Below are 23,651 nucleotides of genomic sequence, written 5' to 3' on the forward strand. Positions count from 1 at the left end.
GGTTTTTTCCATTCAAATTGTGAAATGATATCTTAATACTATGGTACTAAAAATTAAGCATCAAAAATTTTAGTTAAGGAGAGTTGAGAAACTTGGAAAGTCATAAAGAAAAAATTCTGGTAGTAGATGACGAAGCCAGCATTCGTCGGATTTTGGAAACACGCCTTTCCATGATTGGCTATGACGTAGTGACAGCAGGTGATGGAGAAGAAGCGTTGGACACGTTTCGCAAAGCAGATCCAGACCTAGTCGTCCTTGACGTAATGATGCCAAAGCTAGATGGCTACGGGGTATGCCAAGAATTACGCAAGGAATCGGACGTGCCCATTATTATGCTAACCGCCTTGGGAGATGTGGCAGATCGAATCACGGGTTTGGAGTTAGGTGCTGATGATTACGTAGTTAAGCCCTTTTCCCCCAAAGAGTTGGAAGCCCGCATTCGGTCAGTTCTGAGGCGAGTAGACAAAACGGGCGCTTCCGGGATTCCCAGTTCCGGTGTCATTCATGTAGGCAATATTAAAATTGATACGAACAAGCGGCAAGTTTATAAAGGTGACGAACGCATTCGCCTAACAGGTATGGAGTTTAGCTTGCTAGAACTGCTAGTGAGCCGTTCGGGCGAAGCTTTTTCCCGTTCGGAAATTTTGCAAGAAGTATGGGGATACACGCCAGAACGCCATGTGGACACCCGCGTTGTTGACGTGCATATCTCTCGCCTGCGAGCAAAACTAGAAGATGACCCCAGTAACCCAGAATTAATACTGACAGCACGAGGAACTGGTTATTTGTTTCAACGGATAATTGAACCAGGAGAAGAGTAGAGGGACAAGGGAGACAAGGTAGACAAGGTAGAATAACTCACACAACCAATCCCCAATCCTCAATCCCCAATCCCCAATGACAAATGACGTTTTGCGGCGTCTACCTATCGTAGTGGGTGGGTTAGGCGCTGTGCTTCTGTTGATTAATCGGTTACTGACACCAGACATAACTGATTCTCAAGCACGTGCGGATGTACTTGGTGTCATATTAAGTGCTGTATTAATTTTGATCGGTTTACTATGGCAACAAGTTCAACCGCGAACTCCCGATGCGGTTCAACTTGTAGGTGAAGAAGGTTTTGTTTTAGCCCCAGATTTACCGGAAACTGTAAAAACAGAACTAGCTTGGGCATCGCATTTGTTGTTAACTAATACGGTGACGCGATCGCTCGTTATTTATTATGAACGTAAAGTTTTGTTACGCAGGGGAATTTTAGCTGAGAAATCAGACGTAGTACCCGGAGCAATACTCAACAGAGTGCTAGAAAAACAAAAGCCGGTGTATTTGGTAGATTTAAAAGTCTACCCAGGACGAGTTGAATTTGATTATTTACCAGAGAATACTCAAGGTGTCATTTGTCAACCTATTGGTAAAGAAGGAGTCCTTATCTTAGGTGCAAATGCTCCTCGAAGCTACACCAAACAAGATGAAAACTGGATTGCTGGAATAGCAGATAAATTAGCTGTTACGCTTGAAAGTGCTAATGGCTAATAGCTAATAGCTAATTGCTAATTGCTAATGGCAAGGATCGCAATTAGCCATAGCCCTCCCTTGTTCGCCAGTCCCGGTGGTCGTGGGAAACTCCTCCCTTGTTCGCCAGTCCCGGTGGGCGCGGGAAACCCGCCTGCAGCACTGGACTTACCGCCTAGTTTCTCTAGACTCACCATTAGCCATTAACCATTAGCCATTAGCCATTAGCAATTATGACAATTCTTTACGTTTTAATCATTGCCCTAATGCTTGTAGGTATTGCGGGTGCAGTTATTCCTGCTCTTCCTGGAGCAAGCTTAATTTTAATTGGGATTATCATTTGGGGCTTTGTCAGTGGTTCCTTCGCAGCTATAAAAATACCGCTTATTGTTACTGTTATTGTTTTACTTCTAAGTATAGGAGTTGATTTTTTAGCAGGTTACATAGGAGCACAACAAGCAGGTGCTAGCAAATGGGGACAAATTGGAGCAATGGTAGGATTGCTGCTGGGCTTTTTCGGATTATTGCCTGCTTTACCTGTTGGCGGTCCATTATTGGGGATGTTGTTGGGACCTCTTTTAGGAGCAATTATCGGTGAGTACCTTTACAGACATGATGTAGCGATCGCTATTAAAGCCGGGATTGGAATAGTGGTCGGTACAATACTTGGAAATTTGATTCAAGGATTGTTGGCAATTGGAGCTGTTGTGACTTTTCTTGTCACCACTTGGTCGCAGGTTTTTGGTTCTTAAAAAGCTATAAAAAGAAATAAAACCCGCTTCGGCGGGTTTTAATCAATGCCCGAATACCAGGTTTTTAAAAAGCAACCTGTGAAGACAGGCTTCTGATTATCTCATCCAAGACTTGTGGTTGATAAGAGGTTAACAATTGGTTTATGCAGAACCTTAATTAACCAACTTGAGACACTTTTTTACGACGCAAGCCCAACAAACCAGCTACTGCCATTGCACCCAAGCCTAAGGTAGTTGTTGGTTCGGGTACTGCTTTTGTTACTCCTAGCCCAGACAACCGGACACCGTCACCAGTTGAGAATGAAGTCTTTGCCAATGCACTACCAGCTGCACCATAGTTCCTACCGGGGTTGCCTAATTGAATGACAAAGGAGGAGACATTTGTCAATTTTAAGCTCTTGGTAGAAGCATCATCTTTCTTGCCTGCACCTGCAAGCAGGTTATTTACGCTTTGTCCGTTGACTTCTACAATACCAGAAAACAAGTTATCTTCTACATCAAAGAAGTCCAATGATACTTCTTGATAAGCCTTATCCAAAGTAAATAAGAACTTACCAACTTCCAATCGACCATTTTCAATCACTTTACCTGTAGCATCGTAAGCGACGGGACGGAACCAGTACTGATCGGAGATAGGATTTGTTCCCTCATCTTTCAATGTAAACTTGATTTGGTTACCAGGTCCCCAGTTATTCTCGGTAGCGTTTTTATCAACAAATAGACGGCTAAGTCCAAATTCTTTGTTCAATCCATCATCTTTAAAGTCTTGGTTAAAATCTAAGCTTTTTACTGTGTAACCTTGTGTTTGAATGCAGTTCTGATTCGCAACAATACAATTCATGTTTGTTAAGTCAATTTCACCCTCTTGCTGAGGAATTAAAGAAACAGCATGAGCGGCTGGCATTGCAGCAGCTAGACCCATACTCAAACTTGTTCCCAGAATTGTTGCCGCTACTAACTTTAACTTTTGCATAACTTGCTCCCGATTAGATTAGCCCTATTAGTTACGGGCAGCAGTTTTAATTTTTTGCCCGCCTCTTTACATTCACTAATTTAGCTATCTTTTTTTCAATCGGGAAGTCTAAAAATCAGAATTGATAAAATCTTGATTTTGATATTTACGTTCGTCTTTTTATCAGTAAAAATCCCTAATAATTAAAAATGAGTTGAATTTTTAAATTTCCGTTTGAAGTTGATAGTATTACTGAATTTCGTTTCGCATTACGTAAGTAATTTTTTAATAGGTACTTTATGCTTTACCTCAAAAACATAATTTGGTTGAAATCTTGTCTGGTAATAGGATAAAAGAAGTTGAAGCCCAAATAAATTTTGCGATCGCGCCTCTCAATCTCTCAAAATCTTCTTATTTCCTCAAAAAATCGAGCCCAAATTGCTGTGGTTTTCCGATAAAGTGCTAGAAAAATTTGTACTAATCTTTGGTATATTTTTATAAAAGTACTAGTATAAAAATATACTCAGTAAACATGGAAAATTTGAGACCGATCGATCTCGATGGGCGATCTTGCTCTGATAAAACAAATAGTGTTAGTCACAATTTATGTCGAGACGTGCTGTTTGAAGCGTTTTTCTCCAGAGCGCCCCTCCACTCCTACGAGCCTCAACCACCCAATATTTTAAGGCGAACTCGGTAGTCGTAGTAAGGTGGGTACCACCCATCAACACCAATCTACGATGTGGTGGACAGGTAGCATGCTGCTATCAACAAGTGAAGGATTGACTATACCAAATAGATGATTGCTGAATCCAATATTGAATGGAATTGTTGGGTTTCGTTGCGAATGGCACGCTTGTTAAGACACAACCCTTGTCCTGACTGGTTCCCAGTCTGGAGGCTGGGAACGAGACAGAATAAGACTTTAGGTTGGTTTCGTTGCTTAACCCAACCTACCTCTGCTGAATCCAATATTGAAAGGTATTAAGACTCGTTCAAAGACTTTTTCGCTTCTGTTGCGACAGCTTCGATTTCATCCTTTGCCAAAGTTTCTAACACAGATTTGGCATCTGCACTACCCAAACGCCTTAAAGCTTGCGCGAGTCTGTAGCGAACTTGCCAATCTGGATTTGTAACAAACGGAACCAAAAGGGGAACTGCTTGTGGATCGCCTAACTCTCCTAAAGAACCAATTGCAGCCGTAATGACTAGCTCATTATTGGAAGCAAGTGCTTCTTTGAGCAACTCAAAGGCTCTTGGATCGCCTAACTCTCCTAGTGCAGCAATAATGCTCAATTGAACAATCCATTCTTTGGTTGTGCGGTAAACCTGTTGTAAATCTTGAAAAGCTTCCTGTAGCTTAAGCGCACCCAAACAATCTGCTGCAGCTGCTTGTACGTCAGCTTCTGGATCGTTGAAAAGGCGATCGCGCAACACGTTTAAGGTTAAATCTAAATTTTGGTCGCCTAAAGTATCTAATTGACTCACGGCTGAGTAACGCACGCGAGAATTGCTGTCGTTGATAGCAGTTTGAATTAACTCATAACCTACAGTTGGTTCCAATTGACGAACAAGATTTACTGCACGCAAGCGATCGCCCAAATCTTGCGAGCTAAGCATTTGCTTAACAGATTCTGGAGTAGTGCTCATTTTTAGTTATTGGTTATTGGTTACTGGTTATTGGTTAGTGGTTGATGATTAGTGGTTAGTGGTTGACAACTAACAATTAACCACTAACTTTCTTGACTTGCTGCCATTGCTCGGATAATGTCGCCACGAGTAAGAATACCAACGACTTGACCCTCGCTATCAAGTACTGGAAGACGGTGAATGTTGCGATCGTGCATGAGTCTGGCTGCTTCCGTGACAGTTTTGTCAGGAGAAATTGTGATGGGGTTGTGACTCATAACTTCGCCAACTGTTTGCCCTAGTGCTTTATGTAAGTCACGTTCGTAATTTGCGGGATTCTGTAAATAGATAACGCTGTCCAGAAACATTATGTAAGCCGGAGGTGTTACCCCTGTTTCTTGCCACATTAAATCCGTTTCTGAAATAATGCCTACTAATTTCCCGCTATCATCCGTGACGGGTAGTCCGCTGATTCGTCGCTCTGCCAAAATTTGAATAGCTTCCTTTAAAGGAGTTTCAGGTCGCACAACAATTGGGTTATGGCTCATTACATCGGCAACGGTTTTAGGCATTTGCTTGCTGTCACTCTCTATTCATGTCATTGCCATCATTGTATGTAATTGCCGTAGCACTAACCCTCTTCCTATTCACACATTTTAACCAAAAACTCAGGCGAACTCGGCTTCACAAAACGCTTGCAATATATCAATACAGTTTGCGATCGCTCCCAAATGAGCAATTTCATATCCATGGGTATTTTGAGTGGGAAACGCCAAACACGCACCACGGGACACATGACCAAACTTCATTGCAATGGACGCATCGCTGCCAAAACCGGTGATGACTGCTAACTGCACGGGTAGACCGAGTTTTTTGGCGCAGTGGCGTAGTTGTCCGTTGAGTGTTTCATCATAAATTCCATACCCATCTTGGGAAAGGATGACAGGATGTTTCCCATCATCAATTGGGTATTCTGAGGAGAGAGGGCAAATTTCTAAAGCTATCAGAGCATCCAAGCGCTGGTTTTGAGTGAAGAAAAGCGCCCCAATTGCCCCGACTTCTTCCTTTGCTGATGCTACTAGATACACATCAACTGTTGGTTGTTTAATCTTTTCAGCTAGAGCTAGCAAGATGGCAATTGAAGCTTTGTTATCCAAAGTGTAGCTGGCAATGTAGTTGTTTAACCTAATGGGTCGCTTGCGATGCTTGCCAACCACCATTCTAGTTCCCGGTCTAATACCTGCCGTTTCTAGTTCCGCAGTTGTACATTTTGTTTCAATCCAAGCATTTTCCCACTTGAGCGGAGTATCTTCCTGCTGTACCTTCTGTGGCGATTCATGAGAGACGTGGCGGGAACCAAAACTGAGAATACCGCTAATGGTGGCATTGTCGCCGAGGAGATCGACAACTCCTTCACCATAAACCCAAGGAAAGGCTCCGCCCAATTTGCGAACCTCGACTCGACCGTTATCACCAACACTTTTGACAATGGCACCGATTTCATCTTTATGAGCGGTGATAGCGATCGCTCTTGTTGAATCTCGTCCTTGAATTTTAGCGATGATATTGTCAGCACGGTCTTGCCATACTTCAACACCCAACGCTGTAAATTGCTGCATCAAGAACTGATTGATTTCTTCTTCCGCACCACTAGGAGAATGGTGCATGACCAATTCTTCTACGATTGCAAACAGTTTATTGTCATCCCACATACAGTGACCCGCAACTAACGATCGACGATTTGTCAACCCCTACACTAACCTTGCGGAGGTAGGTAAACGGTGAGTGATGTTAATTAGGTGGACGCTTAACCTTTAAGGCTTCAGCTGCTGATATTCCCTCACTTTGAGTTCCAAAGTACCACAAAGTTGCTGCCGCCTCCGCACGAGTGACTGGCTTCTTTGGCTGAAATAGAGTGGTGTACCCAAAGACACGATGGATATTTGATTGTTCGGCACTCTGACGATCTGCCAGAATTGCTCCCAATGCTTTGGGGTCTATTTTCCCTGCATCCTGAAAACCCCAAGTTTGCTTGATAGTTTCTAAATTGGCATTTGGTAAGGATTGGCGTGTATCCAAAGGAACTTTCCACCAAATCAATTGTTCTCGTGTCAGGGGTGCGCCGGGACGAAACAAGACTGCTGTAGTCTCTCCTGATAAAGAACTGGGAATTAATCCAGCTTCGGCTAATCCCTGAATTACTGGGAAATCTGGGTCAGTTCTGGGAACATCACTAAAAGCGGGTTGGGAACCTCCCGAGGCTAAGCGAATTTGTTTGGCTGGATCGCTGGCATACATATTATTGTTAGCAGTGACTAGCCAACGAGCATAATCCCGTCGCGCAATAATTTTATTTGGTTCAAATTGGTTGGTTGCAATACCTTCATTGCTCTTAGCAGCATTTGAGCTTACAGATAAAACGCCCAACTCTGCTAAATCTCGAATATATCTTTGGAATTCTTGAGGTGCTTTGGTTAAATCGCTAAACTCTTGAGGATTAGACGCTGCTGTGGTGTTGGGGGTACTGTTGGTTGGTTCGTCTGTGGTATTTGGTGTGGCTGTTGGTTGTTGCGAGCGCACCGGACCGACAAACTGGGATTCACCTGGTTGTGGAACTTCCGTTGCAGTTGTTTCGGGGGTAGAGGTAGGAGTTGGGGTAGCTTGCGTTATTTCTGTAGAATTTGGTTGGTAGTCAATCAGTATCTCTGTAGAGGTTTGTGGTTGATTGGGTGAGGCATTAGTGATTGTTTTTGGTTGAATGGAAATTTTGAGTGACAGGCGATCGCGCCGCGCCTCAATCAAATTAAATTGCTCGTTTGACTGTTGTACGATTTGCCAGTTGTTTGCTGGAAGTTTTTGAATATAGTAGCTAGCAATGATATTGCTGGGGTCAATGCTTACCCAACGAGTTGATGATGCACCCGGTTTTTCGTTACTAGGTGGTATCACTTCTTGCAAATTGGCATTGGGATATAAAGGGATATCCTTGGGAAAATCAGCAGGTAAGTTAACTGTTGCGCGATCGGTTTGCTGTTGTTGGTTACTGCTTGCTTGTGGAGAACCAAGACTCACCGGGTTACTGCTGAGCTTTGGATCTGCTGCCAAAGACTGCTCAATTTCTTTGGCAGTTGGACTATTAGCACAGGCTGTTAACGCAGCTAGTAGAACAGCCACACCTATCAAAACAACCGGACGTTTACTTTGCAACACGGACAACCATATATGAGCAGATCAATTTCTACAGTAGCGTAGAGTCAACTCAGTTTTCCCAATCCCCAACCCTCAATCTCTTAACGTTATCAGCAACTATCTTAGGTGGTAAACTGAGATCAAACCCGCTCTTTGCCTCTAAAGATGGACAAGGGTAAAGTTCGCTGATAATTCCGTGTAACCAATTTGGGAATGTTGTAGCGAACTACCATGTGCTATATAATACTTAAAAATATCAGTGTGAGTTCTTGTATCAATCAACCAGCGAACGTACATTGAGTATACCTTTGAGCTTGGCAAAACAGATGGTTCAGAGCAATTATTGCCCTCAAAGGAGTGGTATGGATAATTTTTAGGAGAAGATCTGGTCAAAATAAAACTAGGAAGCTAAAAAGAATGTATCTCTTCTTAAAAACCAGTGTGGGATAGGACTATGAAGAATCTAAAATAGATATTAAGTTAGAAAAAACAGAGCAACTATTCCATCGACAACCGCCAGTCAATTTTACGAATACAATTACGCGTCGTCGGTTTGTTACCAGTGCTGAAACACGATTACATGCAACTTTCCCAGGATCGGCCTATTTATTCTGAGGCTCCACTACAGCTGCTACTTTTTGTCGATGGACGCCCAAAGTCCAAACAGCAAGTACAGCGAATCCTTTCATACTTAGAAGAATTACAGGCTGACTATAAGTTTGAACTACAGATCGTAGATGTAGGACAAAAGCCTTACTTGGCGGAACACTTTAAACTGGTAGCAACGCCAGCTCTCATCAAAATCCATCCGGAACCAAGACAAATTTTGGCTGGTAGTAACATTACGGCTCAATTGAAAACTTGGTGGCCTAGGTGGCAAGCTGGTGTAGATGCGTATTTAGAATTACAAAACGATTTCAAGGAAAATACGGAAGACAATAATCTTGTTAAGGATGGTCAGTGTACGATCGGCTCGTTGGCTGTTTCCGAAGAACTTTTACACCTCTCTGATGAAATCTTTCGCTTAAAACAAGAAAAAGAAAAACTAATTGAGCAGTTACAGTTCAAAGACCGAGTGATTGCTATGTTAGCTCACGACCTTCGCAACCCCCTCACTGCAGCTTCCATAGCTATAGATACCTTACAATCTAACTTCAACTTAGAACACGGTACTTTTGACCGCATCACACCAAAAATGACGGTACACTTATTTAAACAAGCTCGCAGCCAAACCAAGATCATAGATAGGATGATTACCGATCTTTTACAAGTTGGTCGCGGTAGTGAAAAGGAATTTTACATTCAACCTCAAAAGATAGATTTGGGCAAACTTTGTTTAGAGGTCCTTGAAGAAGTACGCGATCGCTACACAGCCAAATCTCATGTGCTTACAAAAGACATTCCAAAAGACTTACCCAACGTTTATGCCGATCCAGAACGCATACGGCAAGTGTTGATGAATTTATTAGACAATGCTATTAAGTATACTCCAGAAGGAGGTACTATTGCGGTTTCCGGCTTGCACCGTACCACTCAGAAAGTTCAATTTAGTGTTGGCGATACAGGTCCGGGTATTCCCGAAGAAAATCGAGAACGCATTTTTGAAAATCACTTCCGGTTAGAAAGAGATGAAACCACCGAAGGTTACGGCATTGGTTTGTGTTTGTGTCAGCGCATTATCAGAGCCCATTACGGTCAAATTTGGGTAGATGCTGCTCCTGAAGGTGGAGCATGGTTTCACTTTACATTACCAGTATATCCAAATTAGCTAATAGCTAATAGCTAATAGCTAATTGCTAATTGCTAATAGTGAGACAAGAGAAAGTAGGCGGTGAGTTCAGTGCTGTGGGCGGGTTTCCCGCACCCTGACAACTTCACCATCAGCCATTAGCCATTAGCCATTAGCCCTCCCTTGTTCGCCAGTCCCGGTGGTCGCGGGAAACCCTCCTATGGCGCATTCGCGCCACGCTTTGCTATCAGGGCTGGACTCACCATTAGCCATCAGCTATTAGCCATTAGCTATTAGCCATTAGCCATTAGCCATTAGCCCTTCCTCAAAACCTCAATAATTTGAAGATTGGCTTCGGGAAAGGTAAATGTTTCTAACTCACCTACATTTACCCAACGAACTTCATCACATTCAATAGGTTGCGGAATCCCTGAAAGATGACGACATTCATGAACTGTTAGAGTCACTCGTATGTGAGTGTAGGTGTGGTCAATTGTCAGTAAATGTTTGCCAACTTCAATTTCAATCCCCAGTTCTTCTTGTATTTCGCGCTTGATGCACTCAGAGACTGTCTCGTTTGGCTCGACTTTACCTCCGGGAAATTCCCACAAACCCCCCATAGCTCCCTCTAGACGTCGGCGATCGATTAAAATCTGCCCTAGGTCGTTTTTGATTATGGCAACACCTATAATTTTATGAGGTACGGAAGACTTTGTTTCACTCATCTGTTTTTTAGAGTACACAAAAATACAACAAAACTCGGCAATTATACACGTTTTTGCCGAGTTTGTAATTTACGGAGTTTGCACGGGACAACTCTAGATTTTTGCCATTGTTCCCCAAGCAACTTATAAAATTAACGATTCTCACTGTTCAATTTCTTTTTGGGATTGGTTGTCACTTCATTCCTCGTTACTTTCAGTATTTTGCAGAACCATTTCAAAATTCATTCTTTGTTCTACGTTACGTAAAAAATAACCACTAATCATGGCAGAGGCAAGCAGGCGACCTAAATGTTCGCGGTTAGTCGTGATGGTAACCCCAAAGTGTTCGGAAGGTAAGTTCCCTAATATTCCCATAATGTTACGCTCCATTGCTTGGAAAACTTCTGGAGAAGTAGGTTTGGATAGCTGGGTAACTATATCTGGGCTTAGAGATTTAACATACTGCAATAACAAATTGCCTGTTTCTGACTCACCGTTAAAGAATTCTGAGACTCGGTTAGATGGGTTACTCACTTTTACCTCCTTTAAATACCACAGTTGTGGTCAAAATTACTTAGGTCAAAATTGCCTGTTTGGATATGGACAATGCTTTCGCGTTGTGTACCCCTATCATCTAATGTAACAAAGTAAGTTTTGTTTTGGGAGTCGTTGTAACCGTACTGCGAGTAACGGATTTTTCACCTCAGCCTCGCTAACCAATCACCAGTGACTAATAACGAGAACGAGTCATTAACTTGCTAAGTATTCATTCATACCAACTTTGGATTTACGGAGTTTATTGAGGGCTTCTCTCTCAATTTGCCGCACTCGTTCGCGGCTGATGTTAAGAAGTTCGCCAATTCTGGAGAGTGTTAGCGCTTGTCCGTCATTTAAACCAAACCTTAGGGATAAAACTTCTCTTTGTTGTGGTGTCAGTTCCGCCATAAGACGATCCAAATCGTTAGATAAGGATGACTGGGTAACAAAGTCTTCCGGAGAAGTGCCTGGATCTTCCAACATTTCCCCTAGTTCTGTATCGTAGTTATCACCCAATCGCAAATCTAAGGATAATGGTAACCTTGCTTTTTCGAGATACTCTCGCACTTGTCTTGGAGTTAGTTCTAATTCTTTGGCGAGTTCCGAAGCTGTAGGAGCACGTCCCAATCTTTGGGATAATTGACGCTGTGCTTTCTTGATTTTATTGAGTTTTTCTGTTATGTGAATCGGCAATCTGATGGTACGCCCTTTTTCTGCGATCGCACGAGTAATCGCTTGACGTATCCACCAATAAGCGTAGGTAGAGAACCGATATCCTTTTGTGGGGTCAAATTTTTCTACACCCCGTTGCATTCCTATGCTACCTTCTTGTATTAGGTCAAGTAAATCTACGTTGCGCTTGATATATTTTTTAGCTACGGACACAACCAGTCGCAAATTTGCTTCTACCATCTTGCGTTTCGCTACTTCGCCATCTGCTATGGCTTCGTTCAACTCTGCAGGTTCTAGTTGTGTTGCGCTTGCCCACTCTTCTAGAGATGGTTGACGATTTAATTGAGTCGTTAACGATTCCCTGATTTCATGTAATGCTGTTGAACGCTGTACTTGCTTTCCATAAAATATTTCTTCCTCGTGCGACAGGAGGGGCACTTTGCCAATCTCACGTAAATAAGTCCGCACTAGGTCTGTAGCTGTCTGAGCGGTCTTCATGGCGCTACTCTTGTTTTGATAATTGGGTTTAATAGTGGGGGTTAGATCTGATAGATGCCTTCTAGAAGTCTAATTCCAGTGTTCTTCACCGGATACTAATGCTGTGATTCGCAACTGACGCACAAGGAATGCTTTGCGGCTATTGGTCATCGTATTTTTGTTCTTAACTGCAAAAAGTTACAGTGATTTCACATTTTTTACAAGTATCTACAGTTAGATAAATAGTCCCCTAGCAAACACTTTTTATTTTTTATTATTAATTACTGTAACATTTATGATAACTGCTTGGCTAGCTGTAAGTTTAAATTTCTTTTACCTACAGGTCATTTAAGCCAAATATCCTCCTTCACAGGATTTATAGCCTTATTTAATAAATGTATCTTGAAAAAGAAAAATTTCTAAGATTTTTAAAAAAAATTCAATATTAACTATAAGTATTTCTCTATTAACTTTATTTAATTTTTACTTAAGATCGCGGTTAATGCGGATTAGGGGTTGGGGGTTGGGGATGAGTGGATTGGGTAGGCGTTCTCCCTTGTCCCCCTTGTCCCCTAATCTCTCTTATTCTCCCGCGTCTAGTTCCCAGCTGCGATATTGTAATCTTGAATAACTTTCACGTCCAAAGTTGTACTTTGAAGCGAACGGATTGCAGCGACAGTCGCTTTTGCCCCAGCAATCGTAGTCACGATGGGGATTTTATAAGCTAACGCTGTTCGGCGAATGAGTTTAGCATCACTGTAAGCATCTTCTCCAGATGGCGTGTTAATAATGAGTTGAATTCTGTGGTTTTTGATTGCGTCTAAAACATGAGGGCGTCCTTCGTGTAGTTTTAGCACTAACTCAACGTCTAAACCATTTTCCTCCAAGTAGCTGCGAGTTCCTTGGGTCGCCATAACAGAAAAACCTAAATTAATAAACTCTTGGACAACAGCAACTGCAGCTGCTTTATCGCGATCGTTCATCGAGACAAACACTGTTCCACTTAAGGGTAAACGTTCTCCAGCACCCAGTTCTGCTTTGGCAAACGCACGTCCAAAATCCTTATCGATACCCATGACCTCACCTGTAGAACGCATTTCGGGGCCTAAGATGACATCAGTACCGGGGAATTTATTAAATGGCAAAACAGCTTCTTTAACTGCTATATGATCTGGAATGACTTCTTTAGTAAAACCTAGCTCCTTCAAAGTTTTACCGGACATAATTAAAGATGCTAGCTTTGCCAACGGGACACCTGTTGCTTTGGAAACGAATGGAACAGTACGGGATGCGCGGGGATTGGCTTCAAGGATATAAACCTGAGGCGAATATGTTTGAGAACCAACAATGGCAAACTGGATATTCATTAATCCCACAACATTTAGCGCCTGTGCTAATTGCGTTGTCCAAGCACGAATTTTTTCTAAAACTAATGGTGGTAACGAAATGGAAGGTAAGGTACAAGCAGAATCTCCAGAGTGAATGCCCGCTTGTTCAATGTGTTCCATTACACCGCCTATGACGACTTGCCCCGTATGGTCGGCGATCGCGTCTACATCGACTTCAATGGCATTTTCCAGAAACTTATCAATAAGAATTGGATGTTCTGGCTCTACTTGTACGGCAAAGGTCATGTAACGTTCTAACTCAGTATCGGAATAGACAATTTCCATTGCCCGTCCACCCAACACGTAGCTAGGACGCACAACAACTGGGTAACCAATGCGTTTGGCGACAATCAGCGCATCTTCATAGCTCCGAGCAGTTCCATTTGGAGGTTGGGCAATATCCAAGTCTTTGAGAATCTTTTCAAACTTCTCCCGGTCTTCAGCCATATCAATAGAATCAGGTGAAGTTCCCCAGATTTTTGTGATTGGGGACAAGGGAGAGGGGGTAGATAAGGAAGAGGGGGTAGATAAGGAAGAAGATTCTCCTTTGTCTCCAGTCCCCAGTCCCTGTAGATATTTTTGCAAGGGTACTGATAACTTTAACGGTGTCTGACCGCCAAACTGTACGATCACCCCAACGGGGTTTTCTGCCTCAATAATATTAAGCACATCTTCTCTTGTAAGTGGCTCAAAGTACAGGCGATCGCTTGTATCGTAATCAGTAGAAACGGTTTCTGGATTGGAGTTGACCATGATTGTTTCGTAACCCGCATCTTTTAAGGCAAAGGCTGCGTGACAGCAACAGTAGTCAAACTCAATACCCTGTCCGATGCGGTTGGGACCTCCTCCCAAAATCATCACTTTGGGTTTGGTGGTTGCTTCAACTTCGGTTTCTTCTTCGTAGGTAGAGTAGTGGTATGGAGTAAACGCTTCAAATTCAGCCGCACAAGTGTCTACTGTTTTGTAAACTGGAATAACTCCTAGCTGTTTGCGGTATGTACGCACTTCATCTTCTGTTGTTTTAGTCGCGTAGGCAATTTGGCGATCGCTAAAACCCTGGCGTTTCACCTCAAACATCTGCTCTTTTGTCAATTGCTGTAAAGGAGTCCGTTTGAGGAATTTTTCCACCTCTAGCAATTCCTGCATTTTATCGAGGAACCAGGGGTCAATTCCCGTTAACTCGTAGATTTCCTCAAGAGCCATACCCAACAGCATGGCATGACGGACGGCAAAAATGCGTTCGGGGTTTGGTGTTCGCAGATGGGCGCGAATTTGTTCGCCACTGGGCAATTTTTCTTTCATGTCACAACCCCATCCCCCACGTCCGGTTTCTAGGGAACGCAACGCTTTTTGAAATGATTCATTGAAAGTTCGCCCAATTGCCATTGCTTCCCCTACTGACTTCATTTGTGTTGTCAGTACTGCTTCAGAACCGGGAAACTTTTCAAAGGCGAAACGCGGAATTTTCGTGACTACATAATCAATCGTTGGTTCAAAAGAAGCTGGGGTTTTCTTAGTGATATCGTTGTTGATTTCATCTAAGGTGTAACCGACAGCCAATTTTGCTGCCATTTTAGCGATGGGGAAACCAGTTGCTTTAGAAGCCAGCGCCGAACTTCGGGAAACACGGGGATTCATCTCAATAATAACGACATCCCCATTGATGGGATTGATGGCAAATTGAATGTTGGAACCACCCGTTTCGACTCCAATTTCGCGGATGATTTTAATTGCCATATCCCGCAGGCGCTGGTATTCCTTATCAGTGAGGGTTTGGGCTGGAGCAACGGTGATGGAATCGCCTGTATGGATACCCATTGGATCGAGGTTTTCAATGGAACAGATAATCACAACGTTATCTGCCAAGTCGCGCATGACTTCCAATTCATATTCTTTCCAGCCGAGTAGGGACTGGTCGATCAGAATTTGTGAAACTGGGCTGGCATCAATACCGGCTTGTGCCATTTCTGCAAATTCTTCCTCATTGTAAGCAATACCACCCCCCGTACCACCTAAAGTAAAAGCAGGACGAATAATCAAGGGATACGTACCAATTTTTTTGGCAACCGTTTTGGCTTCTTCTAAAGATGAAGCTGTACCGCTAGGGCATACGTTTACCCCTATCTTGAACATTGCTTCGTTGAACAGTTTTCTGTCTTCAGCTTTCTCAATAGCTGGTAGTTTGGCACCAATTAACTCAACACCGTATCGTTCCAACACGCCATTTTTTGCCAAAGTTACAGCAATATTGAGGGCAGTTTGTCCTCCCATTGTTGGGAGAAGGGCATCGGGACGTTCTTGGATGATGACTTTTTCCACCAACTCTGGTGTTAGCGGTTCGATGTATGTGCGATCGGCTGTTTCTGGATCGGTCATAATCGTGGCAGGATTGGAATTGACCAACACCACTTCATAACCTTCATCGCGTAATGCTTTACAGGCTTGGGTACCAGAGTAGTCAAACTCGCTAGCTTGTCCAATTACGATGGGACCGGACCCTAGCAGCAGAATCTTCCTGATGTCGTCACGGCGGGGCATAGTTGTTGCCTTCAAGTACAGAGAATATAAGACTTGATTATTGTAAGGGTCTTACAGATTTTTATTTTGCCGCTTTTTGTAGGTTTTATGACAGATGGTGGGTAATGGGCATGGGACATTGGGGAAGATGGGCGTCCCCTCTGGGGATGAGGGCTTAGGGTGGACGATGCCCATTTACATTAAATGTGTGCCACCTTACCCACAAGAAGCGGTAATTTTAGAGCGACTAGAGGGCAATTTCCAATTTCCAATCCCAAACTTTTTGCAATTATTTTGCATTTACACTGAAGATTTTTCTCAAAAAAAGAGTGTTTTTTTTTAAAGAGTATCTTCAACCAGAATTTAGACTTTTCTTAACATTGGGAAAAAATCTAAATAAGAATAATTGCTAACTAGCTTAATGAATCTTTTTTGAGATTAAATATTATGTTTTTTTGTAGATTTTCATGAAAAATGGCAGAGAGGTAAATTTTCATCCTCTCTGCCATTTCTTATACTTGTTTAAGAACGAGTATTCGTAGCTTTTTTAAGTCTTGTGTTAGATAGCTCTATATTATGAGTGCTTTAGTTTTGAGCGGGTTGAACAAAACCTAAGGTTAAGCTATCCTTAGCCAGGAAGTGAGCTAGGTGGTAAGCTCTTTCTTCAGTTTTTAACAAGATTTTTTCGTACAAATACCGTGTAGCACGATCGCCCAAACTCTCAGCCTGTGCTGCTTGACGGCGAAGAACACCGATAATTGCTTGCTCTGCCTTCAGGTCATTTTCTACCATTTGACGGCTAGAGAAGACGCCATCAGCTTCAGGCTCAAAGCAGCACAATTCCGCTAATTTGCTAAAGGTTGCAACTGGCACTCCACCCAGTCCATCCAAACGTTCTCCAATATCATGGACGTGTTCTTGCGCTTGACCGTAGCTTTCGTTGAAGAACTCATGCAGCGAGTAAAATTCTGCGCCTTCAACTACGAAATGATGCTTTTGGTACTGCAAGTACAGTGCTTGGAAACTGGCTAACAGGACATTAAACCCTTCACAAACTGGCTCAGTTACACTTTTGTCCAGGAGGACAGGATTGTCATAAACATGACCAAAATTACGTAACACAGTTTGCGTTTCAGACATGGTTTTCCTCGCTTTATGGCAGTCGCAGTTTTTAACTGCTTTGGTCTTTACATATTAACATTTTAAAAATAATAGCAAGCCCTATCAACATCAAAGAATTTTGACCTTTTTATTTAAAGAATCCCAGATGTATCTTATATATTTTTATTTTAGTAGAAAAATGTAATATAAAGCACTGACACTATCAAGAAAAAATGTTATGGAAACACCGACCGAGGAGACAAGGGGATAAGGGACACACGAAAGATAAGGAAGAATAACTCTACCTCAATCCCCAATTTCCAAGACTTATCTCATTTTTTTTCAAAAATTACTGAGAAAAGTTTGCACTTAGGTTATCCTAATGAATAAAGCTTAGCTTCCACAATCAGAAAATAATGGAAGCAAAAGCGTAGTAGTTACTGCAAAACTATTGCACATTTAGGGGGATTGTCTTGAAACCGTTAACTTCGCAACCACATGAGGAAAAGTACAATATAGAGGTCAATAGAGCAGACCGATGGCAGATATATCATCGTTTGCGGGAGTTAGACATTCCCTGTTGGTGTGAGACGAATCAGCCGTTAACAGTTGACATTAACAATGTCACGGCTGCCATTCAAATTTGGAGTGTTGTGCGGCAATCTACAGCCTCACGTCGAGAGTTAGTATCAACTCTAAAAAAGTGCTGGCAAATTCGCTATCGGCAGTCATAGGCGCGGAAACTACTGCTAATAAGTACCATGCTGAAATTAAAGTCTTTGTTGAACAGAGGTAAAAAGATGGGGAAAAGTCACATGACAGAAGTTTCAGAATTCCGTCTGGAGGGGCGGTTTCTAGATTTTGTTATCAAAGATGGCTATAAGCTAAAAGGCTTGCTGTTAGACACTTCTGAAGGTGAATGCTACGTTAAACTAGCCAAACACCTACGCATTGCTTTTGACTTGCGCTTACAAAAGGGGACTTGGCTGCAAATTGTGGGTGAGAAAAAGCACGATTTAAAAACGGGTGAAGTCAAGCTCAAAGCTTACCAAGTGATGGCAGCCCACGTTGAGACAAGGGAACAAGGAAACCAGGGGACAAGGGAAGAATCTATTTCCTTGTCTTCTTCTTTTTCTAAGTCTCCACGTGCTGATATCCCTGCTTCCCCGTCTCATGAAGTTAAAACAAAAAAAGCCACTATACTGGTGTGCCAAAAATCAGACTGCATGAAACGTGGTGGTAAGCAGCTTTGCCAAGCACTAGAAGCCTCTGTAAGTGCGCGTGGTTTGGAATCAGAAGTGACAATTAGAGGCACGGGTTGCATGAAAAATTGCAAAGCAGGACCAAACTTAGTGATGCCAGACAAAACCCGCTACAGTCGGATTCAAGCTGCACAAGTCCCCGCGCTTATGGATAAGCATTTTTCTCCTCAAAATGCAGACAGCGACAACGAAGTTATTTTGCCTGTCGCTAAGTTAGCGGATGCTGATGGTTGTCTACCTACTTCTTAATGCGAATATATACTAATGAATTTTTCGGTATTAATTTTCAACTACTCATCCGTAGTTGTTGCAAAATCTTTGCAGGGTGGGAACATTGTTTGAGACAAACGGGCAAGGTGCAATACCCCTATCATCAAGGCTCATTCTTGTTAGCGATAAGCCTTGATGATAGGGGTATTTAAAATTTTGTATAAAAAAATACTATTATAGCGGTTATCGGCTGAGTGCAGTACACTCACGAAGTCTAAAACCACAAATCAACGTACCGTCAACGCATATAGTACGTTGATATCCTGATGGACCCATAATGATGATATTTCCCTTGACTAATTCCATGCGATAGTCAGGATGTTGTTGCTGCATTTTTTCCAAGTCTTCAACTGTTAGAGAGAAGTAGGCAAAACGAAGGAATTCGTAGTGAAACTGAGTAATTCGGTTAACTGACTTCACCAGACTCAGCATAGAACTGTTGATTCTATGTTACCTGCAAAGGTTTAAGTCCGCTTTTAAATGATGACTTAATGGGATTTGCCAGTCCCAAGCGTCGGGGGAGGAACATGGCTACTTTGTTATAGCGCAACACCGAACCTTTTTAAGAAGTTTAAAAGCAGTGTCGAGGCAAACTACACCCCAAGAGGGAGATTCATCAAACGATGATTACCAATTCTGTATTCGTTCTGAGTAAAAATGGCTTAATACTAAAACCAACAACACCAGCAAGAGCGAGAATTCTTCAAGCACAGGGTAAAACTAAAAAGATGAAATTATTTCCATTTACTCTAATTTTAGAAAAAGAGGTGAATGAAAATGTAGAACCCTATTTAGAACTTCGCTGTGACCCAGGTAGTAAATTTACTGGCATTTCTCTAGTAGATTTAAATAAGAATGAAGTCATCTGGGCAATGGAACTAGAACATCGCGGATTAGCCATTAAAATGGAATTAATTAAACGTGCTGGTGTTCGACGTTCTAGAAGAACCAGAAGACTTCGCTATCGTCAAAAGAGATTTGATCGCAAAAAGCCAGATGGATGGCTAGCACCTAGTTTACGCCATCGGTTGTTAAGCACTCAGACATGGATTAAACGGTTGCTGAAAATAGCACCAATTAAATCAATAGCAATTGAATCGGTTAAATTCGATCTGCAAAAATTGGAAACGCCTGATATCGAAGGGCTCGAATATCAGCAGGGGACATTATGGGGCTACACCTTACGTGAAGCATTGCTTGAGCATTGGGATAGAGAATGCGTTTATTGTGGCAAGACAGATGTCCCCTTACAAATAGAACATATCAACGCACGAAGTAAGGGAGGTAGCGAACGCTTCTCAAACCTGACATTATCATGTGAAAAATGCAATCAGAAAAAGGGGAATAAGCCTGTGGAGCAATTTCTCAAGGATCAACCAGAAATCCTTAAAAAAATTAAATCACATCAGAAAAAATCACTATCAGATGCTGCTGCTGTCAACTCTACTCGAAAAGCTATATTTGAGATGGCACATAAATTCGGATTAAGAGTAATTAGTGGAGACGGTGCATCTACTAAAATGATTCGTATTCAAAGTGGATTACCCAAACTTCATTGGATCGATAGTGCTTGTGTGGGAACATCAGAAATAGTTAAATTGCGAATATGTCAACCATTGCGGGTTACCTGTAAAGGTCACGGCACTAAACAAGTACAAAGAATGAATGCTAAAGGCTTTCCTGCTATAGCCAGCATTAAAAAGAATCCCATTACTGGCAAAAAAGAAGTTAAGTTAGTTAGCACAAATCAGAAATATACTCATGCGACAGCTAGTGATTATGTGATTTGCAATCTGCTAAAAGAGCGCAAACATATTAAAGCAGGAATTTATCGTGCCAGAGTTAAAACTCCAACTCCTAAAGGAGTAGAGGTACTAATTAGCGGTCATCGAATTGCAATTGACCAACAATACGCTAAACTTATTCATCGCTCCGATGGCTATGAATACAGTTTTGCTACGATTGACCAGGATTTACTTCGTTTTAGAGCTATCTAATGGCTTGACATAAAATCCCTCAAAGCCCGATCTTTATTTTATAAGTTCCTCCCATCTTGCTAAAATCATGTCGGTGTAGTTTTGCCGATCGATTGTGTATGCTCCGAGCGCAAAACCATCATTCATTTCCACCAAAGCAGTTTTTCCGGAAGCTAAAACTCCAAAATCAATTGCGTACCCTGCATGGGATTCTCCCGCACTGTCAAGCGCTTGGATCGCGCAGAGCACTTTTTCTGTATCTAATGGAACATCCGCATTACCACGGTAACAATCGCAACTTCTAATTTGCGATCGCACAACGTACACTCGATACTCGCTCACCCAAGACACAACTTCCGAGCACAGTAACTTTTCTTGACGCGACACTCCATAAACTTGCCAAAAATCGTATTCCGATTCCAAGATAAAACCTGTAAAACGTTTGCGACGTGTAGCAGGTTTAACAAATGTCGGAGGATACACACCGTTGCGAAATCCCACTTCTAACTGTTCGAGAGTAGAGATCCATGTACGACGGTGCATGAAGTTGATAAGCGAGGTTGGATAATCGTTGGGTTGTGGTTCTGGGATACCAACCTGTTTTAACGCTCCCAAAACACACGGTATATCGCCAACAACTAAAGATTCGCGATCGAGCGGAAGTTGTCTCCTACGGATACGCTTTTCAGTATAAAACGTAATTGGGATACCTCTTTCCCTCAGTTCCTCAGTGACAAGTTGCTCTTCGTGTCGGAGTCGTCCGTTACCTTGTTCTTGAATGAAAGCTTTGGAAATCAATATTTTTTAACTAAAGATGTTATACAAACCCGATTTTTCCATGATAGCGATCGCACCCAGTTTAAGGAACTTGCCAAATCTTAATGGTCTTATCTTTGCTACCACTCACTATCTTTTTACCATCTTGACTAAAAACCACAGCAAAAACTTCTTGCGAATGACCTTTAAAAGTTTTTATTTCTTGTCCCGTGCTCAAGTTCCAGAGTTTGACAGTTGTGTCATCACTTCCCGTTGCAATTTTTTCGCTATCAGGACTAAACGCAACAGCATTCACATCAGCCGAATGACCTGTGAGAGGAGGACGTAATTCTCTTCCTGTATTCAAATTCCAGACTCTAATGGTTCTGTCATCGCTAACACTTGCTACAATCCTCCGCTCCGGACTAATAGCAACGGCATTTACATCCCCTAAATGTCCGTTTAAAGTTCGTAATAATTGCCCGGTCTTGACATTCCAAATTTTGACTGTTCTATCTGTACTACCACTAGCAATAGTTTGACCATCTGGGCTAATAGCAACAGACAAAACTTCTCCTTCATGTCCTTTTAGAGTGTGAATTTCTTGACCTGTCTTTAAATTCCAAACTTTAATTGTTTTGTCATAGCTACCACTGATAAGAGTTTGGCTGTCTGCACTCATAGCGACAGAATTAACATAACTAGAATGTCCTATAAGTGTGCGAATTTCTTCCCCCTTATTTACATTCCAGATTTTGATTGTATTGTCTTTGCTTCCACTTGCAAGAGTTTGACCGTCAGCACTCAAAGCAACAGAATAAACAAATTCTTTATGCCCTTTTAAAGTACGAATTTCTTTTATCTTGTTTAAATCCCAAATCTTTATAGTCTTGTCATCACTACCACTTGCTAATAATTCTGTCGAATTTTGTTTGTCAAACGGGGCAATATTTATTTTAACAGCCAGAGAATTAATGTCACCTAAATGACCAATTAAAGTTGGTGTATTTCTCTGATTTTGCCAATATAAAAATCCTCCCAAGCCCATTATAAATACGGCAAAACTTCCCAGTAAAGTATGTTTTTTAATCTGTATTTTGGGTTGAATAACTGTACTGGGATAGATAGATAAATTTTTAGGATTTGTTGATATTAAAGTGTCTGCAATCTCTTGTGGAATCGTTTCTAATTTTGGTTTACCGCAGCAATCTTGTAAGACTTCATCTGCCGATTGATAGCGGTTTTCTAGATTTTTTTGTAACAGTTTATCTAGCACGCGCTCCAATTGCGTGGATATAGAAAATCTGAGGTGTTGTTGCCACTGAGCTACCCAACTATATCCATCTTCTATATACAATTGTGATGGGTGAACTCCAGTGAGTAAATAAAAGCACGTGACACCCAAACTAAACAGATCGCTAGCAGGATGTGCAGAGCCATATTTCATTTGTTCCATTGGTGCATAACCATAGGAACCAATAGTTGTTCCTGTTTTTTCTAAAGAATTTTCTGTTAACTGTTTGGCAACACCAAAATCAATCAGTACTAAATTCCCTTTTCTTTTAGGAGAGAGACGGCGGATAATATTTTCTGGTTTAATATCTCGGTGAATGACTTGATGTTCGTGAATGAATTTGAGAATGGGTAGTAATTCACCCAAGACTTCCCAAATCTTCTCTTCACAGAAAAGCCCGTGCTGATTCAATTCTTGCCGTAAAGTTTGCCCTTCAATAAACTGCTGTACCAGGTATAGATAGTTTTCCTGTCTGAAGTAAGCATACAAAGTTGGAATTTGTGGATGTTCTCCTAACTGTTGCAAGCGTCGCGCTTCTTCTTGAAACAGTTCGGTGGCTTTTTGTAAAGCACTGGTTCCTTGAACTTGGGGTGCTAGTTGTTTGACAACACAGTGCTCTTTGAGTTTATCTTCATCTTCAGCCAGAAAAGTTCTGCCAAATCCTCCACCCCCCAACGGCTGAATAACGTGATAACGGTTTCGCAGCAGCGAGATCAGTTTTGTCCCACAATTTTGGCAAAATTCCGCACTATCTGGATTCAAAGGCTTTTCACAACAGAGATTAAAGCAGTAGATCGCCATCGGGTATTAAAGAGCCATTGTTCTTTAATATTATGTTCTTCCGTTCATCGTTATCGCATTTGCGATGCTAATTTATTTTGCGAGTTGCTGTCGGGCTTGGCAACCTTTTTTAAAGTAATTTATAATACATAAA

21 protein-coding genes are annotated in these 23,651 nt (G+C 41.9%); 7 read left to right on the forward strand and 14 right to left on the reverse strand.

The window, feature by feature from the left end:
- Positions 1-92: 92 nt before the first annotated feature.
- Entirely contained in the window at positions 93-821 is a 729-nt protein-coding gene (rpaB, locus tag AB0756_RS30990; protein WP_038087821.1) for a response regulator transcription factor RpaB, read from the forward strand.
- A gap of 76 nt (positions 822-897) precedes the next feature.
- Positions 898-1,533 carry a cofactor assembly of complex C subunit B gene (locus AB0756_RS30995; RefSeq protein WP_038087823.1) on the forward strand — a complete coding sequence of 212 codons (636 nt, stop codon included), beginning with the start codon at positions 898-900 and terminating at the stop codon, positions 1,531-1,533.
- 17 nt (positions 1,534-1,550) lie between these two features.
- Here AB0756_RS30995 and AB0756_RS31000 read toward each other — a convergent pair whose 3' ends face one another.
- Positions 1,551-1,709 carry a hypothetical protein gene (locus tag AB0756_RS31000; RefSeq protein ID WP_153021447.1) on the reverse strand — a complete coding sequence of 53 codons (159 nt, stop codon included), beginning with the start codon at positions 1,707-1,709 and terminating at the stop codon, positions 1,551-1,553.
- Between the two features lie 36 nt (positions 1,710-1,745).
- On the opposite strand from AB0756_RS31000, the gene AB0756_RS31005 reads away from it, so the two are divergent.
- A complete protein-coding gene (locus tag AB0756_RS31005; protein WP_038087824.1) occupies positions 1,746-2,264 on the forward strand; it encodes a DUF456 domain-containing protein in 519 nt (172 codons plus the stop codon).
- Positions 2,265-2,421: 157 nt separating this feature from the next.
- Here the strand turns inward: AB0756_RS31005 and AB0756_RS31010 are convergent, their stop codons facing one another.
- The 5 genes from AB0756_RS31010 to AB0756_RS31030 all read right to left on the reverse strand — a co-directional run bounded on the left by AB0756_RS31010 (position 2,422) and on the right by AB0756_RS31030 (position 8,055).
- The gene (locus AB0756_RS31010; RefSeq protein ID WP_038087827.1) at positions 2,422-3,237 is read right to left on the reverse strand and encodes an LEVG family PEP-CTERM protein; all 816 of its coding nucleotides are present in this window, start codon (positions 3,235-3,237) and stop codon (positions 2,422-2,424) included.
- Positions 3,238-4,200: 963 nt separating this feature from the next.
- Positions 4,201-4,866, reverse strand: a complete 666-nt coding sequence (gene nblB, locus AB0756_RS31015; protein ID WP_038087831.1) for a phycobilisome degradation protein NblB — start codon at positions 4,864-4,866, stop codon at positions 4,201-4,203.
- Between the two features lie 83 nt (positions 4,867-4,949).
- Positions 4,950-5,417 carry a CBS domain-containing protein gene (locus tag AB0756_RS31020; RefSeq protein ID WP_038087833.1) on the reverse strand — a complete coding sequence of 156 codons (468 nt, stop codon included), beginning with the start codon at positions 5,415-5,417 and terminating at the stop codon, positions 4,950-4,952.
- A 96-nt stretch (positions 5,418-5,513) separates the two neighbouring features.
- Positions 5,514-6,557 (reverse strand): M42 family metallopeptidase, encoded by a 1,044-nt coding sequence (locus tag AB0756_RS31025; protein WP_038087836.1) that lies wholly within the window; start codon positions 6,555-6,557, stop codon positions 5,514-5,516.
- A 79-nt stretch (positions 6,558-6,636) separates the two neighbouring features.
- Positions 6,637-8,055 carry an S-layer homology domain-containing protein gene (locus AB0756_RS31030; protein WP_038087839.1) on the reverse strand — a complete coding sequence of 473 codons (1,419 nt, stop codon included), beginning with the start codon at positions 8,053-8,055 and terminating at the stop codon, positions 6,637-6,639.
- Positions 8,056-8,614: 559 nt separating this feature from the next.
- Here AB0756_RS31030 and AB0756_RS31035 point away from each other — a divergent pair.
- Positions 8,615-9,802, forward strand: a complete 1,188-nt coding sequence (locus AB0756_RS31035) for a histidine kinase (protein ID WP_038087842.1) — start codon at positions 8,615-8,617, stop codon at positions 9,800-9,802.
- Between the two features lie 275 nt (positions 9,803-10,077).
- Here the strand turns inward: AB0756_RS31035 and mutT are convergent, their stop codons facing one another.
- From mutT to dpsA, 5 genes are all read right to left on the reverse strand, one after another.
- Positions 10,078-10,488: an 8-oxo-dGTP diphosphatase MutT gene (gene mutT, locus AB0756_RS31040; RefSeq protein ID WP_038077697.1), complete on the reverse strand. Its 411-nt coding sequence runs from the start codon at positions 10,486-10,488 to the stop codon at positions 10,078-10,080.
- 177 nt (positions 10,489-10,665) lie between these two features.
- Positions 10,666-11,001 carry a DUF760 domain-containing protein gene (locus AB0756_RS31045; RefSeq protein WP_038077694.1) on the reverse strand — a complete coding sequence of 112 codons (336 nt, stop codon included), beginning with the start codon at positions 10,999-11,001 and terminating at the stop codon, positions 10,666-10,668.
- 216 nt (positions 11,002-11,217) lie between these two features.
- Entirely contained in the window at positions 11,218-12,174 is a 957-nt protein-coding gene (locus tag AB0756_RS31050) for an RNA polymerase sigma factor, RpoD/SigA family (RefSeq protein WP_038077692.1), read from the reverse strand.
- Between the two features lie 575 nt (positions 12,175-12,749).
- Positions 12,750-16,079 (reverse strand): carbamoyl-phosphate synthase large subunit, encoded by a 3,330-nt coding sequence (carB, locus tag AB0756_RS31055; RefSeq protein ID WP_038077690.1) that lies wholly within the window; start codon positions 16,077-16,079, stop codon positions 12,750-12,752.
- A gap of 564 nt (positions 16,080-16,643) precedes the next feature.
- A complete protein-coding gene (dpsA, locus tag AB0756_RS31060; protein ID WP_038077686.1) occupies positions 16,644-17,198 on the reverse strand; it encodes a DNA starvation/stress protection protein DpsA in 555 nt (184 codons plus the stop codon).
- A 434-nt stretch (positions 17,199-17,632) separates the two neighbouring features.
- Between dpsA and AB0756_RS31065 the strand changes: the two genes are divergently transcribed.
- Together AB0756_RS31065 and AB0756_RS31070 are read left to right on the forward strand one after the other, a co-directional pair.
- Positions 17,633-17,893, forward strand: a complete 261-nt coding sequence (locus AB0756_RS31065) for an Asr1405/Asl0597 family protein (RefSeq protein WP_072040833.1) — start codon at positions 17,633-17,635, stop codon at positions 17,891-17,893.
- A 66-nt stretch (positions 17,894-17,959) separates the two neighbouring features.
- A complete protein-coding gene (locus AB0756_RS31070) occupies positions 17,960-18,670 on the forward strand; it encodes a (2Fe-2S) ferredoxin domain-containing protein (protein WP_038077695.1) in 711 nt (236 codons plus the stop codon).
- Positions 18,671-18,874: 204 nt separating this feature from the next.
- Here the strand turns inward: AB0756_RS31070 and AB0756_RS31075 are convergent, their stop codons facing one another.
- Complete coding sequence (locus tag AB0756_RS31075) at positions 18,875-19,123, reverse strand: hypothetical protein (RefSeq protein ID WP_050046795.1); 249 nt, start codon at positions 19,121-19,123, stop codon at positions 18,875-18,877.
- A 191-nt stretch (positions 19,124-19,314) separates the two neighbouring features.
- On the opposite strand from AB0756_RS31075, the gene iscB reads away from it, so the two are divergent.
- Positions 19,315-20,688, forward strand: coding sequence for an RNA-guided endonuclease IscB (iscB, locus tag AB0756_RS31080; RefSeq protein ID WP_050046796.1), 1,374 nt, complete (start codon positions 19,315-19,317; stop codon positions 20,686-20,688).
- A 33-nt stretch (positions 20,689-20,721) separates the two neighbouring features.
- Here the strand turns inward: iscB and AB0756_RS31085 are convergent, their stop codons facing one another.
- Both AB0756_RS31085 and AB0756_RS31090 read right to left on the reverse strand, forming a co-directional pair.
- Positions 20,722-21,465: an ATP-grasp domain-containing protein gene (locus tag AB0756_RS31085; protein ID WP_038083003.1), complete on the reverse strand. Its 744-nt coding sequence runs from the start codon at positions 21,463-21,465 to the stop codon at positions 20,722-20,724.
- Positions 21,466-21,526: 61 nt separating this feature from the next.
- Positions 21,527-23,518, reverse strand: coding sequence for a serine/threonine-protein kinase (locus tag AB0756_RS31090; protein WP_038083002.1), 1,992 nt, complete (start codon positions 23,516-23,518; stop codon positions 21,527-21,529).
- Between the last annotated feature and the right edge of the window lie 133 nt (positions 23,519-23,651).

The sequence above is a fragment of the Tolypothrix campylonemoides VB511288_2 genome (genome assembly GCF_045999855.1).
In the GTDB taxonomy this organism is placed as follows: Bacteria; Cyanobacteriota; Cyanobacteriia; order Cyanobacteriales; family Nostocaceae; genus Scytonema; species Scytonema bouteillei_A.

Bases quoted from the DNA above. Each gene is read 5' to 3' on its own strand.
- AB0756_RS31000 (WP_153021447.1), bottom strand. From the start codon at position 1,709: ATGGTGAGTCTAGAGAAACTAGGCGGTAAGTCCAGTGCTGCAGGCGGG.
- AB0756_RS31010 (WP_038087827.1), bottom strand. From the start codon at position 3,237: ATGCAAAAGTTAAAGTTAGTAGCGGCAACAATTCTGGGAACAAGTTTG.
- AB0756_RS31070 (WP_038077695.1), top strand. From the start codon at position 17,960: ATGGGGAAAAGTCACATGACAGAAGTTTCAGAATTCCGTCTGGAGGGG.
- AB0756_RS31050 (WP_038077692.1), bottom strand. From the start codon at position 12,174: ATGAAGACCGCTCAGACAGCTACAGACCTAGTGCGGACTTATTTACGT.
- AB0756_RS31005 (WP_038087824.1), top strand. From the start codon at position 1,746: ATGACAATTCTTTACGTTTTAATCATTGCCCTAATGCTTGTAGGTATT.
- AB0756_RS31090 (WP_038083002.1), bottom strand. From the start codon at position 23,518: ATGGCGATCTACTGCTTTAATCTCTGTTGTGAAAAGCCTTTGAATCCA.
- mutT (WP_038077697.1), bottom strand. From the start codon at position 10,488: ATGAGTGAAACAAAGTCTTCCGTACCTCATAAAATTATAGGTGTTGCC.
- AB0756_RS31035 (WP_038087842.1), top strand. From the start codon at position 8,615: ATGCAACTTTCCCAGGATCGGCCTATTTATTCTGAGGCTCCACTACAG.
- AB0756_RS31025 (WP_038087836.1), bottom strand. From the start codon at position 6,557: ATGTGGGATGACAATAAACTGTTTGCAATCGTAGAAGAATTGGTCATG.
- nblB (WP_038087831.1), bottom strand. From the start codon at position 4,866: ATGAGCACTACTCCAGAATCTGTTAAGCAAATGCTTAGCTCGCAAGAT.
- AB0756_RS31020 (WP_038087833.1), bottom strand. From the start codon at position 5,417: ATGCCTAAAACCGTTGCCGATGTAATGAGCCATAACCCAATTGTTGTG.
- dpsA (WP_038077686.1), bottom strand. From the start codon at position 17,198: ATGTCTGAAACGCAAACTGTGTTACGTAATTTTGGTCATGTTTATGAC.
- carB (WP_038077690.1), bottom strand. From the start codon at position 16,079: ATGCCCCGCCGTGACGACATCAGGAAGATTCTGCTGCTAGGGTCCGGT.
- iscB (WP_050046796.1), top strand. From the start codon at position 19,315: ATGATTACCAATTCTGTATTCGTTCTGAGTAAAAATGGCTTAATACTA.
- AB0756_RS30995 (WP_038087823.1), top strand. From the start codon at position 898: ATGACAAATGACGTTTTGCGGCGTCTACCTATCGTAGTGGGTGGGTTA.
- AB0756_RS31075 (WP_050046795.1), bottom strand. From the start codon at position 19,123: ATGCTGAGTCTGGTGAAGTCAGTTAACCGAATTACTCAGTTTCACTAC.